The 13,545-nt window shown below is 69.0% G+C and carries 15 protein-coding genes; 6 read left to right on the top strand and 9 right to left on the bottom strand.

What is annotated here, in order from left to right; translation table 11 throughout:
- The first annotated feature begins 255 nt into the window (after positions 1-255).
- Together BLS50_RS22660 and BLS50_RS22655 are read left to right on the top strand one after the other, a co-directional pair.
- On the top strand, positions 256-1,287 hold the full coding sequence (locus BLS50_RS22660; protein ID WP_023476096.1) for an AraC family transcriptional regulator: 1,032 nt from the start codon (positions 256-258) through the stop codon (positions 1,285-1,287).
- Between the two features lie 64 nt (positions 1,288-1,351).
- The gene (locus tag BLS50_RS22655; RefSeq protein WP_053526629.1) at positions 1,352-1,861 is read left to right on the top strand and encodes a GNAT family N-acetyltransferase; all 510 of its coding nucleotides are present in this window, start codon (positions 1,352-1,354) and stop codon (positions 1,859-1,861) included.
- Positions 1,862-1,878: 17 nt separating this feature from the next.
- Here BLS50_RS22655 and BLS50_RS22650 read toward each other — a convergent pair whose 3' ends face one another.
- From BLS50_RS22650 to BLS50_RS22645, 3 genes are all read right to left on the bottom strand, one after another.
- On the bottom strand, positions 1,879-2,832 hold the full coding sequence (locus BLS50_RS22650; RefSeq protein ID WP_011694639.1) for a M29 family metallopeptidase: 954 nt from the start codon (positions 2,830-2,832) through the stop codon (positions 1,879-1,881).
- A 58-nt stretch (positions 2,833-2,890) separates the two neighbouring features.
- Complete coding sequence (locus BLS50_RS36395; protein ID WP_006479692.1) at positions 2,891-3,013, bottom strand: hypothetical protein; 123 nt, start codon at positions 3,011-3,013, stop codon at positions 2,891-2,893.
- 405 nt (positions 3,014-3,418) lie between these two features.
- Positions 3,419-3,874 (bottom strand): Lrp/AsnC family transcriptional regulator, encoded by a 456-nt coding sequence (locus tag BLS50_RS22645; RefSeq protein WP_074804216.1) that lies wholly within the window; start codon positions 3,872-3,874, stop codon positions 3,419-3,421.
- 115 nt (positions 3,875-3,989) lie between these two features.
- Between BLS50_RS22645 and BLS50_RS22640 the strand changes: the two genes are divergently transcribed.
- On the top strand, positions 3,990-4,535 hold the full coding sequence (locus tag BLS50_RS22640; protein WP_074804213.1) for an RBBP9/YdeN family alpha/beta hydrolase: 546 nt from the start codon (positions 3,990-3,992) through the stop codon (positions 4,533-4,535).
- Positions 4,536-4,718: 183 nt separating this feature from the next.
- Positions 4,719-5,969, top strand: coding sequence for a YbfB/YjiJ family MFS transporter (locus tag BLS50_RS22635; protein ID WP_074804211.1), 1,251 nt, complete (start codon positions 4,719-4,721; stop codon positions 5,967-5,969).
- A gap of 39 nt (positions 5,970-6,008) precedes the next feature.
- Here BLS50_RS22635 and hpaC read toward each other — a convergent pair whose 3' ends face one another.
- Complete coding sequence (gene hpaC, locus BLS50_RS22630; protein WP_006479688.1) at positions 6,009-6,554, bottom strand: 4-hydroxyphenylacetate 3-monooxygenase, reductase component; 546 nt, start codon at positions 6,552-6,554, stop codon at positions 6,009-6,011.
- A 354-nt stretch (positions 6,555-6,908) separates the two neighbouring features.
- Between hpaC and BLS50_RS22625 the strand changes: the two genes are divergently transcribed.
- Complete coding sequence (locus BLS50_RS22625; protein WP_006479687.1) at positions 6,909-7,541, top strand: response regulator transcription factor; 633 nt, start codon at positions 6,909-6,911, stop codon at positions 7,539-7,541.
- A gap of 140 nt (positions 7,542-7,681) precedes the next feature.
- On the opposite strand, the gene BLS50_RS22620 is transcribed toward BLS50_RS22625, so the two are convergent.
- From BLS50_RS22620 to BLS50_RS22600, 5 genes are all read right to left on the bottom strand, one after another.
- A complete protein-coding gene (locus BLS50_RS22620) occupies positions 7,682-8,425 on the bottom strand; it encodes an SDR family NAD(P)-dependent oxidoreductase (protein WP_074806612.1) in 744 nt (247 codons plus the stop codon).
- Positions 8,426-8,484: 59 nt separating this feature from the next.
- Complete coding sequence (locus tag BLS50_RS22615; RefSeq protein WP_074804209.1) at positions 8,485-9,609, bottom strand: amidase; 1,125 nt, start codon at positions 9,607-9,609, stop codon at positions 8,485-8,487.
- 31 nt (positions 9,610-9,640) lie between these two features.
- Positions 9,641-10,162 (bottom strand): nuclear transport factor 2 family protein, encoded by a 522-nt coding sequence (locus BLS50_RS22610; protein WP_074804207.1) that lies wholly within the window; start codon positions 10,160-10,162, stop codon positions 9,641-9,643.
- An 8-nt stretch (positions 10,163-10,170) separates the two neighbouring features.
- The gene (locus BLS50_RS22605; protein WP_006490490.1) at positions 10,171-10,548 is read right to left on the bottom strand and encodes a hypothetical protein; all 378 of its coding nucleotides are present in this window, start codon (positions 10,546-10,548) and stop codon (positions 10,171-10,173) included.
- Between the two features lie 102 nt (positions 10,549-10,650).
- Positions 10,651-11,844, bottom strand: coding sequence for an acyl-CoA dehydrogenase family protein (locus BLS50_RS22600; protein WP_074804205.1), 1,194 nt, complete (start codon positions 11,842-11,844; stop codon positions 10,651-10,653).
- 145 nt (positions 11,845-11,989) lie between these two features.
- Between BLS50_RS22600 and BLS50_RS22595 the strand changes: the two genes are divergently transcribed.
- On the top strand, positions 11,990-13,537 hold the full coding sequence (locus BLS50_RS22595; protein WP_074804203.1) for an ATP-binding protein: 1,548 nt from the start codon (positions 11,990-11,992) through the stop codon (positions 13,535-13,537).
- The last annotated feature ends 8 nt before the right edge of the window (positions 13,538-13,545 follow it).

Here is a 13,545-nt window from a genome sequence, read left to right as displayed (position 1 = left end):
GGTGGGTCATGCGACGCGTGTCGGCATGCGGGCGCGGGCGGTGCGCCGACGGGCGAAGTGGGCGAAGTGGGTGAAGTGGGCGGCGGGATCGGTCGGGCGACTCGGTCGCATGGTGTCTCCTCCTGGGGTGATGGCGTCGTTCGGACGACGACTGGATGACGCCGATGGTGCGGGCCGCATGGGAAAACACCAATGCTGGTTGGGGACAATTGTTTTAGTATTTGGGCCAAATCGGCGCTTCGAGGGTTTCTCCGCATGAGCTTCTGGGATTTCACCCGGAGTCCGGCCAGCGCCCGGTTGCTGGTCGATTTCGGCGACGAACGCGGTGTGCCGCATGCCACGCTGCTGGCCGGCACGGGCCTCGCGAGCGCGCAGCTCGACGACCCGAAAGTCGAGGTGACGGCCGCGCAGGAACTGCGGCTGACCGGCAACCTGCTGCGCGCGCTCGGCCGGGCACAGGGCCTCGGGTTCGAGGTCGGCCGGCGTTACCACTTCTCCGCGTACGGCGTGTGGGGCTACGGGCTGATCGCGAGCGCGACCGGACGCGATGCGCTCGCGCTCGCGATGCGTTTTTTGCCGCTCACGTATGCGTACACCGTCATCACGTACCGCGAGTCGGCTGACACTGGCGTGCTCAGCTTCGGCGCGCCGGAACTCGACGCCGACCTGAGCCGGTTCCTCGTCGAGCGCGACATGACGGCCGCGGCCGTGCTGCTGCACGAAATCGCCAGCGGCGATTTCGCGTTGTCGCGCTTCACGCTGCAGGCCGCGCGTTCGCCGGCGCTCGCGGCGCCGCGCATCGCCGGCATCGAGCCGACGTTCTCGGCGCGGGCGAACAGCCTCGCGTTCGACCGTGCGTTCCTCGACCGGCCGTTGCCGCATGCGAATCCGCTGACGGTGTCGATGTGCGAGCAGATGTGCGGGCAACTCGTCGAAGCACGGCGTGCGCGCGTGGGCACGTCGGAGATGGTGCGCCAGTACCTGAACGCGACGCCCGGCAGCGCGCCGTTCTCGCTCGAGGACATGGCGCGCCTGATGAACACGAGCCCGCGCACGCTCAAGCGGCGCTTGCAGGAGGAGGGCACGACGTTTCGCGCGCTGCTCGCGCAGACGCGCGGGGCGATGGCCGAGACGCTGCTCGGCGATGCGCGGCTGTCGCTCGCGGACGTGGCCGAACGGCTCGGCTTCAGCGATCTATCCAGTTTCTCGCAGGCGTTCAAGCGCTGGTACGGCGTGCCGCCGGGCGCGTATCGCAGCGCGGCGCGGCGAGCCGGCGACCGTCGATGAATCGCGGTACGATCGCTCGCTTGCCTGTCCTGCCTGTCGACATCCCACTCACGAGAGACCCCGCATGATCACGATCCGCCCGATGACCGACGACGATTTCGCGCGTTTCTGGCCGACCTACCGCGCCATCGTCGCTGCTCAGGAAACCTATGCATTCGATCCCGAACCGACCCAGGAAGCGGCACGCGCACTGTGGCTCGACGCGCCGCTCTGTACGTGGATCGCGGAGGAGGACGGCGTAGTGCTCGGCTCGTACTTCCTGAAGGCGAACGCCGCCGGGCCCGGCAAGCATGTGAGCAATTGCGGCTACATGGTGAGCGAGGCCGCGCGCGGCCGCGGCGTCGCGCGCCTGATGTGCGAGCACTCGCAGCAGGTGGCGCGCGAGCGCGGTTTCCTCGCGATGCAGTTCAATTCGGTGGTCGCGACGAACGAGGTCGCGGTCGCGCTGTGGCAGAAGCTGGGATTCGAGATCGTCGGCCGGCTGCCGCGCGCATACCGTCACGCGCGGCTCGGTTTCGTCGACTGCTTCGTGATGTTCAAGTGGCTCGGCGACGCGGCGGCCGCCGAAGCCTGAGCAACCTGCTCGCTGCGTCAGACGGCGAACGCGCCGTCGAACACGATCCGCTCGTCGAGCGCGAGCGTGCCGCGCGCGAAGATCAGGTCGAGATGGTGGCTGCCGTTTTCGCCGCCGCCGAGTCCGAGATGCAGGCCCGGATGGCGTTCCTCGAACCCCGCGTTGCGGCCGTACAGGCCGCGGATGCCGAGGTTCGTGCCGATGCCGAATTCCTCGATCCGCCGGTGATTCGCGTGCCGGTCGAGATAGGTCGTGAAATCGCGCCGGAAGCCCGCATCGTCGGTATCGAAATCGACGATCGTGCTGTGCTCGACATGCAGCGTCGCGAGCCGCTCGGCCACCTTGTACTTGATCGCGAACGGCACGGTGCCGAGAAAGGTGCCGCTGAACACGACCGAGCCGTTGAGGTCGGTCACGTGCGTCGCGATCTCGCCGGGCACGACGTCGAGGTTGCCCATGCCGTCCACGCTCGTCCATTTCTGGTCCGGCGCGAGCGAGCCCGTCAGCGTGTTGCCGGCTTCGTCGATGAAGCGGATCTGCGACGCGCGCGCGGCCGCGTCGATCAGCCGGCCATTGCGCGCGGCGATGTCGTCGAGCGATTCGGCGAACGCCTCGTCGAGGTGCGGGCCGTAATCCTTGAATAAAACCGATTTGCTCCAGTGCTCGACGATCGCGGGGCGGATCGCGGCGAGAAAGGGCGGCCCGCTCGGCGACGGCGTCGGCAGGCACGACGAGTCGTACAGCAGCACGAACAGGTCGGCGGCGTCGAGCGCGGCGGCGATGTCGGCGGGCGGGGTGCTTTCGAGGCAGAGGGTGGTCGCGTCGAGCGAATCGGGCAGGGCGGAAAAGGCGCGCAACGCGATGTCGCGGTTGCGGGTGTCATGGCCGACCAGCAGTTTTCCCGATTCGCCGCGGGCCAGCTTGTCGCGCAACGCGGGGTGAAAGCCGAGCGCGCGGTGCAGGTTCAGCATGCGTATCTCCGGAAGCGGCGGAAGGGCCGCGGCCCTTCCGCGAGAACGGGTGGCCCGCTCAGACCGGCCAGAGCGCGGTGCCGAACGGCACCACGGCGTCCTCGACCATCATGTCGACGGCCTCGGGGTGCGTGTCTTCCTGCATCCAGTCAAGCAATTCGATCTGCTGGGTTTCCTGCATGTCAATTCTCCTGTGGTGAACATGAGTGATTCAACATGAAAGCGCGGAAAAAACATGACCGCTCCTCGTTCGATATTTTGTGAATGCCGGACGAGTGGCGTCGATATTAGTCTGACGAATTTTCGAATGCAATGCGTTGCAGTGTTTTTAGCCGTGACGTGCTAAACACGAGGCATTCGCGATTCACATATTGGAAAAGCAGGATAAAACGAGCGACAGATCACGAATAATTTTTTTAGCGGAAGGAATCCGGATCGACGAAATGAATTCGGTTATTTTCAATTTGAATTCAATTGCCTCGATTGCTGCGTTTTATGTCATTCACGAAAACGCGTGCGTGATCGCCTGGTGCTCGAACCGGTCCGCATGATTCCATGCGTCACGCAGTCAATCAGCATCCGCACGTCATCCAAGCAACGCCTTTCCGATCGTCTTGGTCGGTTCGGAGCGCAGCACCAGCGAAGTCGTGACCGCGCCGAAGCGCGCAATCGCGTCGATGAGCGTTTCGAGCTGGCCCGGTGTCGGCACCAGCACCTTCAGCAGAAAGCAGTCCTCGCCGGTCATGCGGTGGACTTCGATGACATGCGGCATCTCGGCGAACGCGCGCAGCGCCGGTTTGATGTGCTCGTGAGTCGTTTTCAGCCGGATGATGGCCATCATGCCCAACCCGAGCGCGGCCGGATCGATGCGTGCGCCGTAGCCGGCGATGATGCCGCGTTCTTCCAGCCGCTTGACGCGCTCCGAGGTGGCGGGCTGCGACAGCCCGATGCGCCTGCCGACTTCCGACAGCGGCGTCCGCGCGTTCTCCTGCAGCGCTTCGAGGATCGCAAGATCCAGGCGATCCAGTGCTTCTTCCGGCATGACGGTCCTCCGGTACCGTTGATTCATCGGCATTTTGTCTCAATAACCGATGACTTGCCATTCCCTGCCGACCGGCGCGTGGTCACACTCCGGGTTTCAGTTGACGGAGGGCGTGATGGATCAGGCGATCGTGATCGTGCCGGGTATCGGCAATTCGGGACCGGATCATTGGCAGAGTCATTGGGAGACGGCGTTTCCCGGCGCCGCGCGCATCGCGCCGGCTTCGTGGGAGGCGCCCGACCTCGCCGACTGGACGGCGGCGCTGGACGCGGCCGTCGCGAACGCCGGGGCGCCCCCGCTCGTGATTTGTCATTCGCTGGGCTGTTTGTTGTTCGCGCATTGGCGTGCCGGGTCGGCGCGCGCGGTGCGCGGCGCGTTTCTCGTGGCCGTGCCCGACCCGGCAGGGCCGCGTTTTCCGGTTGCCGCCGCCGCGTTCGCGAACCTGCCGGGCGGTCGGTTCGGGCGCGTGCCGGTGCTGGCGATCGCGAGCGCGGACGATCCGTACGATCCGGCGGGGCGAGCGCTCGAATGGGCCACGGAACACGGCGCGACGCCGCTTCTGCTCGGCGCGCGCGGCCATCTGAACGCGGCGTCCGAGTTGGGCGGATGGCCCGAAGGGCGCGCGCTGCTTGCGGCGTTTGCGGCCGGACTCGGGCGGTAGTGCGTGCCGGCGCCGGCCGGCATTCCGCGTTTTCCGGCCGTTGCGCGCGTCGCGCCGGGGAGCGGAGCCCGGGTGCGACGGCCGGCGGGTTTCTGCCGCCGGCGCGCACCGGTTTCACGGCTCCAGTATGATCGACCGACGGCGGCGAACGCCCCGGAATCGAACAACGAAGGAGACACCCCGATGCGTGCAGTGCCGCAACCGGAGCGTGCCGGCCGCTCGCGGCCGGACGCCGGCGCAACCGATCCCGGCCGCATGGCCGCGTGGCGGCTCGCGATCTGCCTGTCGCTGGGCAGCGCGATCGCGCTCGGCCTCGCCCGCTTTTCGTATGCGCTGCTGCTGCCGCCGATGAAGGCCGACCTCGGCTGGACGTTCGCGCAGGCCGGCGCGCTGAACACGGCGAACGCGGCCGGCTACCTGATCGGTGCGCTCGCATTCCCGCTGCTGTCGCGGCGCTGGCGTGCGGGCACGCTGCTCGCGGCCGGCTGTGTGCTGACCGCCGTGCTGATGGCCGCGGGCGGGCTCACGTCGGACATGCACGCGCTGCTCGCGCAGCGGCTCGCAACGGGTGTCGGCAGTGCGTTGATCTTCATCAGCGGCGGCGTGCTGGCCGCGCGGCTCGCATCCGCGTCGCCGCGCGACGCAGGGCTGCTGCTCGGCCTCTATTACGGCGGCACCGGATGGGGCATCGTTGCATCGTCGCTGCTCGTGCCGGCGACGCTCGTGCACCGTGTACACGGCTGGCAGCCGGCATGGTTCGCCCTCGCGACGGCGTGCGTGCTGTTCTCGGCGGTGGCCGTGTCGGCCGCGCGCCGCATCGAGCATGCGCATGCGGCACCGGCCACGCAGGCCGACGGCGCGAAACCGGCCGTGACCGCGAGCCCGGCCCGCTTCGCACTCGCGCTGGCCGGCTACGGCCTGTTCGGCGTCGGCTATATCGGCTACATGACGTTCATCGTCGCGCTGCTGCGCGGCGCGGGGATGAGCGGCACGGTGGTCGCCGCGTTCTACGTGATGCTCGGCGTCGCGACCGTCGTGTCGGCGCGGTTGTGGTCGGGGCTGCTCGACCGGATGCGCGGCGGCCAGGCGCTCGCCGTGCTCAACGCGCTGCTCGGCGTCGCGACGCTGATGCCCGCGCTGTTCGTGCATCCGGCTGCGGCGTTCGCGTCGGGCTTGCTGTTCGGCGCGACGTTCCTGTCGGCGGTGGCCTCCACGACCGCCTTCGTGCGGCACAACCTGCCGCCCGATGGTTGGGCGAAGGGCATCAGCGCATTCACGACGGTCTTCGCCTTCGGGCAGATCGCGGGGCCGGTCGCGATCGGCTGGGTGTCGGACAGCGCGGGGCTCGCGCGCGGGCTCGTGTATTCGGCGCTGACGCTGTTCGCGGGCGCCGCACTTGCGGCCGGGCAGCGTGCGCTGCGGGCGCCTGCGTAGTCCGCCCGAACGCGCACGCCGCGCCACATGCCGGCATCGTTACCGCACGCACGCGGTGCGCGACACGCGATGAAACGCGCGGCTGAAGTAGATCAGGCTGTCGCCGTCGTCGCGCACGCGAATCGACGTCGCCTCGATGAACATCACCGAATGCGAGCCGACTTCCTTCATCTCGGCGATCGTACCCTGCAGGCTCGCGAGCGCATCGCGCAGCACCGGCACGTCCTGTTCGCCGCGATCCCACACGGGCAGTTCGAAGCGCTGTTCCATCGGCAGGTCGGTGAGTCCTGCGAAGTGTCGCGCGAGCAACTCGTGCTCGGCCGGCAGCACGTTGATGCAGACCTGGCGGTTGCGCTCGAAGGTCGCATGCATCGCGCTCGACCGGTTCAGGCACACGAGCAGCGTCGGCGGCGCGTCGGTGACCGAGCACACGGCGCTCGCGGTGATCCCGCAGCGGCCGTGCGGCCCCGCGGTGGTGATCACGTTGACGGCCGCGCCGAGGTGGGCCATCGCCTGGCGGAAGGCCTTCTGCGCGTCGGTCGGTTCGACGCGCGCCGGTCGCTGGATATCGGTCGTGGAAGACATGGGCGCTCCTGATTGGACGAAGGCGGCGAACCGCGCAGCGCTGCAACGGCAGCGCCGGATCGCCGACGATGACCCAAGCGTACGTCGCGAAAATGCGGCCGACCATTCGCACGATTGGCGATCGGGATGGCGTTCCTGCCGACGCGTCTAAAGGTTCTACCTAGATGCGTGCCGCCGCGTGCGAAAAAAACCGCGATTGCGCGTTCGTACGGCACGTGCAGGGGTTTGCAGCGGATTTTCGGCTCGTTATGATGTGCCGCACATCCCCAGCGAACGACGCGCGCGATACGCCGGCCACCGGCGTTGCGCGCGGCGCGTGCGACCCCGATACCGATATTCAGCGAGACACCCGCGATGACGTCACCCGCACCGATCGTATACATCGTCGACGACGACAGCGGCATGCGGACGTCGCTCGCGTGGCTGCTGGAATCGGTCGGCATCGCGTCCGAAGGGTTCGCGAACGCCGCCGACTTTCTCGCGCGTTTCGACGTGAACCTGCCCGCGTGCCTCGTGCTTGACGTGCGGATGCCGGAGAAAAGCGGTTTCGACGTGCAGGCCGAACTGAATGCGCGCGGCGCGACGCTGCCGGTGATCTTCGTCAGCGGGCACGGCGACATTCCGATGTCGGTGCGCGCGCTGCAGAACGGCGCGATCGATTTCGTCGAGAAGCCGTACAACTCGCAGCAGATGCTCGAGCGCGTGCAGCGTGCGCTGCGGCTCGCGCAGCAGCGGCATGCGGTGAGCCAGCGCCACCGCGAGCTGCGCCAGCGGCTCGACGCGCTGACCGCGCGCGAGAAGGAAGTGCTGCGCGGCGTCGTGGACGGCAAGGGCAGCAAGCAGATCGCGTCCGATCTGTCGATCAGCGTGAAGACCGTCGACGTGCATCGCGCGAGCATCAAGGAGAAGCTCGGCGCGACGTCGATCGCCGCGCTGGTGCGCGACGTGATGGTCGTGTGGGGCGACGACGGGGAGTCGTCGCGCTAGCGGTCGGGGCTGCTTGCGGACGGGCTGCGCAGGCACGCCACGGCACACGAAGCACGTGGAGCAGGCGAGGCAGGCGCCACGCGTGCCCTATACGCCACACGTATTGCGCACGGCACCACACGCCCGATGCGTGCCGCCGTTCAACGCATGTACAGCCCGCCATTGATGTCCCAGCACGCACCGTTCGCGAAATGCGCGTCGCCCGACGCGAGCAGCACGGCCGCATCGGCGACGAAGCCGGCCGACCCGAGCTTGCCGCCCGGCAGGCTCGCGAGCACCTGACGCAGTTTTTCGGGCGCGACGCTTTCGTACACGATCGGCAGATCGAGCGGGCCCGGCGAGATCGCGTTGACGGTCACGCCCTGCGCGGCGAGATCGCGCGCGAACACCTTGGTCAGCGTCAGCGTGCCGCCTTTCGCGGCCGCGTAGTGCGCGCCCGTGGCGGAACCGCCGTTCTGCCCGGCGAGCGACGCGATGTTGACGATGCGGCCCGCGCCGCGCTGCGCGAAGTACTGGCCGAACACCTGGCAGCCGAACAGCACGCTGCGCAGGTTTACGTCGATCACCTGGTCGAACTGCTCGGCCGTGATTTCCATCGCCGGCACGACCTTCGATGCGCCTGCGTTGTTGACCAGCGCGTCGATCGTGCCCCAGCGCGCGACGAGTGCATCGCGTGCCGCTTCGAAATCGCGTTTCGACGTGACGTCGAGCGGCAGCGCGATCGCGCGCTCGCCGCTCGGGTCGAGGTCGCGCGCATGCGCGTGAATCGCGTCGGCGGCGATGTCGGCCAGCGCGACGCGATAGCCGGCCGCATGGAAGCGTTCGGCGATGACGGCGCCGAGCCCGCGCGCGGCGCCGGTGACGAGGACGACTCGATCTGACATGGTGTGGAATTCCGTGGTTCGCGGGCGCGCGCCGGTGGCAGCGGCACCCGCATCGTGGTTCATGCGGCGAGTGCCGCCTCGAAGTGTGCCGCGATCGCGCAGACCTGTTCGTCCGCGCCCTTGCGTCCGACGATCTGCAAGCCGGCCTTCAACGGCGAACCGGCGAGCGGCAGCGGCAGGCTGAGCGCCGGATGGCCGCTCAGGTTGAACGGCCGGATCAGCGACGACATCGCGATCACCGATACGCCGTCGCGTGCCTGCTGCAGCGTGATCGGCAACGCGGGCAGCGTCGGCAGCACCAGCACGTCCGCGTGTTCGAGCGCGGCATCGACCTGCGCGGTGAAGCGTGCGCGCACGGCTTCGGCTTCCTTCAATGCCGCAGGCGCGGTCGTTGCGGCCGCACGCAATCGCGCATCGAGGTCGGCGCCGAGCTTGCCGCTCGCGACCAGATGACCGAACGCGCGCGACGTTTCCGCGTTGATCACGGTGAGCCCCGCCGCGAACGCGGCCGGCATTTCATCGAGCACCACCGTGTGCGAACGCAGCCCCGATGCGCGAACGGCCGCATCGAGCGCGGCGGCGATCGCCGGATCGGCTTCGACGGCGAGTTGCGCAACCGTGCAGCCTGCCGCGGTTGCCGTCGCCCGCGCACGGTCGAAGCCCGGTGCGATCGCGGCCATCACCGCGACGAGCGTGCGGATTTCGCGGGCGAACGGCCCGACGCAATCGAGCGTGGTATCGGCGGGTGCGACACCGCGGCGCGACACGCGACCGAACGTCGGCTTCAGCCCGGCCACGCCGCAGCAGGCGGCCGGCCCGCGAATCGAGCCGCCGGTATCGGTGCCGAGCGCCGCGTCGACGGCGCCGAGTCCGACGAGCGATGCGGAGCCGCTCGACGAGCCGCCGGGAATGCGCGTGGCATCCTGCGGATTGACGGGCGTGCCCGTGTAGTCGTTGATGCCGGTCATGCCGAACGCGAGTTCGTGCATGTTCGCCTTGCCGGCGATCTGCCAGCCGGCGTCGAGCAGCAGGCGGACCACGTCCGCGTGGTGTTCGGCGGGCGGCGCATCGGCGAGCGCGCGGCTCGCCGCGCGGGTCGGATGCCCCGCGATGTCGATCGTGTCCTTGATCGCGATCGTCGGGCCGGGGCCGCCGAGCGTGAAGGTGTCGATGAAGCCTGTCATGGTCGGTATCGTGCGAAAGCAGCGGGAAACGTCAGGGCCGTGGCGCGGCGGCGAGCGGCCACGGGCCGTCGAGCACGCGTTCGGTGCGGAAATGGCGGATCAGCCACGCGGCGCCGTTGGCGGCCGGCGCGAAATCGATCGTGAGCCGCGCGGCGATCAGCTCGGCCGCGCCGTCTGCGTAGCGCGACGCCTGCAGCATGATCCAGCGGCCGCGCGCACTTGCAAGATCGGAGGCGATCTCGATCGACTCCGACGTCAGGAAGTGCAGGTTCGCCGAGAAATGCGGATCGGGCGGCAGGTAGCGGCCGAGCATCGCGACGATCGCGGCCGTGCCTTCGAGGCGGCCGAACTTGTGCGCGTACTGCGGGCCGATGCCTTCCCATACGGCGTCGGGCGTGAACAATTCGGCGAGCGACGGGCCGTCGCCCGCCTCTTCGGGTACGTCGCACAGCGCCATGTAGCGCGTGATCGTCGCGCGCACCGCGCGCTCGGCGTCGAGCGCCGCGACGCGCTGCACGAGCGCGTCGATCGCGGCGGGTGACAGCTCGGTCATCGCACGCCTCACGCCGCGGGTTTCGCGGCCGGCGGCACGGTCAGCGCGCGGCCCACGCGTGCCTCGATCTTGCCGTAGCGCCACAGGTTGTATTCGCCGACGGGCGTCGTGCGGTACAGGTTGCACACGGCGACCGTCGTGTCGAAATCGGCGACGTCGGCCATGATGTAGAAGGTCCACGGCGCGCCATCGGCCTGGCCGACCACGAGGCGGTCGTCGTCCATCACGCCGAGCACGCGCACGCCGGGCATCGCCTCGACGGCCGCGAGCATCGCGCCGTACGCCTGCCACACTTCGCCGATCTGCTCGCGTGGCAGGTCGAAGAAATTCTGCGACACGCCGCAACAGAACAGGACGCGCAGCGGCAGCGGATTCGAATCGGACATATCGGGTTCTCCAGGGGAATCGGTCGGGCGCATGAACCGGCCGGTGATGCTCCGTCGGGTTCGGCTTCATGCGCGTTCGTCAAAAGCGTCGGTCGACGCGGGTTACAGGTAGCCGGGAAACGGCGTGACGCCGGTGAATACAGCGCCCGCGCCGTCGAAGTTGCCCTCGGCGAGGAACGCGTGCTGCGTGACGACCATCGCATCGCGCAGCAGCCGCTGCAGCGGGTGCGACCGATAGATCGCCGCCGTGCCGCCGAGGCGATACGCGCGTTCGACGACGCTCGCGCCTTCGCGGGCGATCTGCGTGGCCGCGAGCCGCAGCAGGCTGACCTGATCGGGCGTGACCGGATTGCCGGCGAGGATCGATTGCCAGACCGTGTCGGTCGCGTCGTAGAAGAACGCGCGCGCCGAGCGCAGTTGCGCTTCGGCCTTCGCGAGCTCGATGCGGAAATACGCGCGATCGGCGAGGCGCGGCGCGCCGGTCGTCGTCTGGCGGCCGCCGGACATGCGGTTCACGACGTCGAGCGCCGCACGCGCGAGGCCGAGGTTGACGACGGCCAGCACCTGCGCCGCATACGCGACGGTCGGATAGCGGTACAGCGGCTCGTCGACGGTCGGTTCGCCGCCGCGCACGAAGGTCCACGCCTCCGGCACGAAGCGGTCGTTCACGCGCAAATCGTGGCTGCCGGTGCCCTGCATGCCGACCACGCTCCAGTTCTCGACGATCTCGACGTCGGCGGCGCGGAACACGGCCGTGCGCGGCTTGTTCGGCGCGGCGTCCTGCGCGCCCGGCACGGCGATGCCGACGCCGAGCCAGTCGGCGCCCTTGCAGCCGCTCGCGAATTTCCACGTGCCGTTCACGCGCCAGCCGCCCGGCGCGTCCTGCGCGGGCTGCACTGGGAACAGGCCGCCCGCGAACACCTGGTCGGGGCCGCTCGCGTACAGCTCGGCCTGCGTGTCGAGCGGCAGTGCGGCGAGGTAGACGTTCGCGGAGCCGAAGCTCGCGACCCATGCGGCCGAGCCGTCGGCGGTCGCGATCCGTTCGATCATGTCGAGGAACGCGGTCGGCGCGAGCGCATCGCCGCCGAAGCGGCGCGGCGTGCCCGCGCGATAGATGCCGGCCTGCTTGAACAGCGCGATCACGTCGCGCGGCACGTGCGACAGCCGGTCGAATTCCTCGCGGCGCGCGGCGACGGTTTCGATCACCGCGTCGAGCGGCGACAGCTGCCCGGCCGCGGGACGCGTCGCGGGCGGCGAGGTCGGCGCGGATTCGATGGCGAGAGCGGCTTGCGGCATGAAAGTCTCCTGGGGATGGGGGGCGATGTCGGTTGCGGGGGGGCAAGACGATGCAACCAGTCTAGAAACGCCGAAAACACGCATCAATTGGTGCGTTGGGCCGAGCGACTGGTGACGCTCCGTGCCGGCCTAAAGAAATCTTCAGATGCGATCGGCGCGCGCCGGTGCTATGTTGGGTTTCCGGCCGCGCGATGCCGCGCGCCTTCCTCCGAATCCGATCATGAGTTTTCCCGACGAAGACGATTTCCACCGGCTGCTCGACGCGCTGACCACGTGCGTGCTGCTGCACGACGCACGCACCCGGGCGATCGTGTGGGCGAATCGCGCCGCGTGCATCGCGCTCGGCTTTTCCGTCGAGGAATTGCTGCCGCTGAAGGCGCCGGACATGACGCGTCCCGAGCCGAAGTACCAGCGCGAGATCGCGGTGAGCGCGTGGGATCGCGCGCGCGTCGATGGCCCGCAGGTGTACGAGTGGTGCTATCGCTCGCGTACGGGCGTCGACATGCTGTCCGAGGCCACCGCGACTTACGTGCCGCTGCGCGGGCGCGACGTCGTGATGGTGCAGTTTCGCGACATCAGCGCGGAAGAGGCGGTCCGCCAGCAGTTGCGCCGCTACGAGGCGCGGCTGCGCGAGTTCATGCAGGATCTCGACGAAGGCATCGCGGTCGTGACGCCGCACGGCGGCGTGCAGTTCATCAGCGAGTCGGGCCGCCGCGTGCTCGGGCTCGCGCCCGACGAGCCGCTCGGCGAGGTGCTCGACTACTGCTCCGCGGCCGATCGCGATCGGCTCATTGCGCAGTTGCGCGACGCGCCGTCCGCGTGCCCGTCCGCGCCGCAGCGCTACCGGATCGTGCGGCGCGACGGCTCGGCATGCTGGCTGCGCATCCTGTGCCGGCAGGTCGAGATCGAAGGCGATCTCGACGGGCTGCTCGTGCAGTTCCGCGACGTGAGCGACGAAGTCGCGATCGAGGAGGCCCGGCGCGCGGAGGCGCGGATGCTCGAATACGCGGGCCGCTACAACGCGATGGGCGAGATGGCGACCGTGATCGCGCACGAGTTGAGCCAGCCGCTCGCCGCGGTGCGCAATTTCATCGAAGGCGCGGTGCGGCGGCTGAACGGCAACGGCGCCGTCGACGACGCGATCTGGGGGCTGCGCAGCGCGGACCGGCAGGCCGAGCATGCGGCGCTGATCATCAAGAGCGTGCGCGAATTCATCGTGAAGCGCGAGCCGGTCGTCGCGCGCGCCGACCTGCGCGACATCCTCGCGGACGTCGCGTACTTCATCGAGCTGCGCGCGAAGGAGGCCGGCGTAACGGTCACGATCGTGCAGGCCGACGCGCCTCTGCCGATCCGCTGCGAACGCGTGCTGATCGGGCAGGTGATCCTGAATCTCGCGTTCAATGCGATCGAGGCATTCGCCGGCCGCGAGCGCGTGCCGCGCACGCTGACGCTCGGCACCGCGAACGTGGCCGGCCATGCGGAATTGCGGGCGATCGACAATGGCCCGGGGATCGAGGCCGGCGCGCATGATCGGCTGTTCGACGGCTTCTCGTCGTCGAAGGCCGGCGGCAACGGAATCGGGTTGTCGCTGTGCAAGAGCATCGTCACGCGCCACGGCGGGCGGATCGCCGCGACGCCGGCCGCGGGCGGTGGACTCGACTGCCGCGTGACGCTGCCGCTCGCCGACGGTTGAGCGCAACC

The sequence above is a fragment of the Burkholderia orbicola genome (assembly GCF_900100915.1).
In the GTDB taxonomy this organism is placed as follows: Bacteria; Pseudomonadota; Gammaproteobacteria; order Burkholderiales; family Burkholderiaceae; genus Burkholderia; species Burkholderia orbicola.
This window is presented reverse-complemented; position numbering and strand designations above follow the sequence as displayed.

Bases quoted from the DNA above. Each gene is read 5' to 3' on its own strand.
- BLS50_RS22660 (WP_023476096.1), top strand. From the start codon at position 256: ATGAGCTTCTGGGATTTCACCCGGAGTCCGGCCAGCGCCCGGTTGCTG.
- BLS50_RS22655 (WP_053526629.1), top strand. From the start codon at position 1,352: ATGATCACGATCCGCCCGATGACCGACGACGATTTCGCGCGTTTCTGG.
- BLS50_RS22650 (WP_011694639.1), bottom strand. From the start codon at position 2,832: ATGCTGAACCTGCACCGCGCGCTCGGCTTTCACCCCGCGTTGCGCGAC.
- BLS50_RS36395 (WP_006479692.1), bottom strand. From the start codon at position 3,013: ATGCAGGAAACCCAGCAGATCGAATTGCTTGACTGGATGCAGGAAGAC.
- BLS50_RS22645 (WP_074804216.1), bottom strand. From the start codon at position 3,874: ATGCCGGAAGAAGCACTGGATCGCCTGGATCTTGCGATCCTCGAAGCG.
- BLS50_RS22640 (WP_074804213.1), top strand. From the start codon at position 3,990: ATGGATCAGGCGATCGTGATCGTGCCGGGTATCGGCAATTCGGGACCG.
- BLS50_RS22635 (WP_074804211.1), top strand. From the start codon at position 4,719: ATGCGTGCAGTGCCGCAACCGGAGCGTGCCGGCCGCTCGCGGCCGGAC.
- hpaC (WP_006479688.1), bottom strand. From the start codon at position 6,554: ATGTCTTCCACGACCGATATCCAGCGACCGGCGCGCGTCGAACCGACC.
- BLS50_RS22625 (WP_006479687.1), top strand. From the start codon at position 6,909: ATGACGTCACCCGCACCGATCGTATACATCGTCGACGACGACAGCGGC.
- BLS50_RS22620 (WP_074806612.1), bottom strand. From the start codon at position 8,425: ATGTCAGATCGAGTCGTCCTCGTCACCGGCGCCGCGCGCGGGCTCGGC.
- BLS50_RS22615 (WP_074804209.1), bottom strand. From the start codon at position 9,609: ATGACAGGCTTCATCGACACCTTCACGCTCGGCGGCCCCGGCCCGACG.
- BLS50_RS22610 (WP_074804207.1), bottom strand. From the start codon at position 10,162: ATGACCGAGCTGTCACCCGCCGCGATCGACGCGCTCGTGCAGCGCGTC.
- BLS50_RS22605 (WP_006490490.1), bottom strand. From the start codon at position 10,548: ATGTCCGATTCGAATCCGCTGCCGCTGCGCGTCCTGTTCTGTTGCGGC.
- BLS50_RS22600 (WP_074804205.1), bottom strand. From the start codon at position 11,844: ATGCCGCAAGCCGCTCTCGCCATCGAATCCGCGCCGACCTCGCCGCCC.
- BLS50_RS22595 (WP_074804203.1), top strand. From the start codon at position 11,990: ATGCGATCGGCGCGCGCCGGTGCTATGTTGGGTTTCCGGCCGCGCGAT.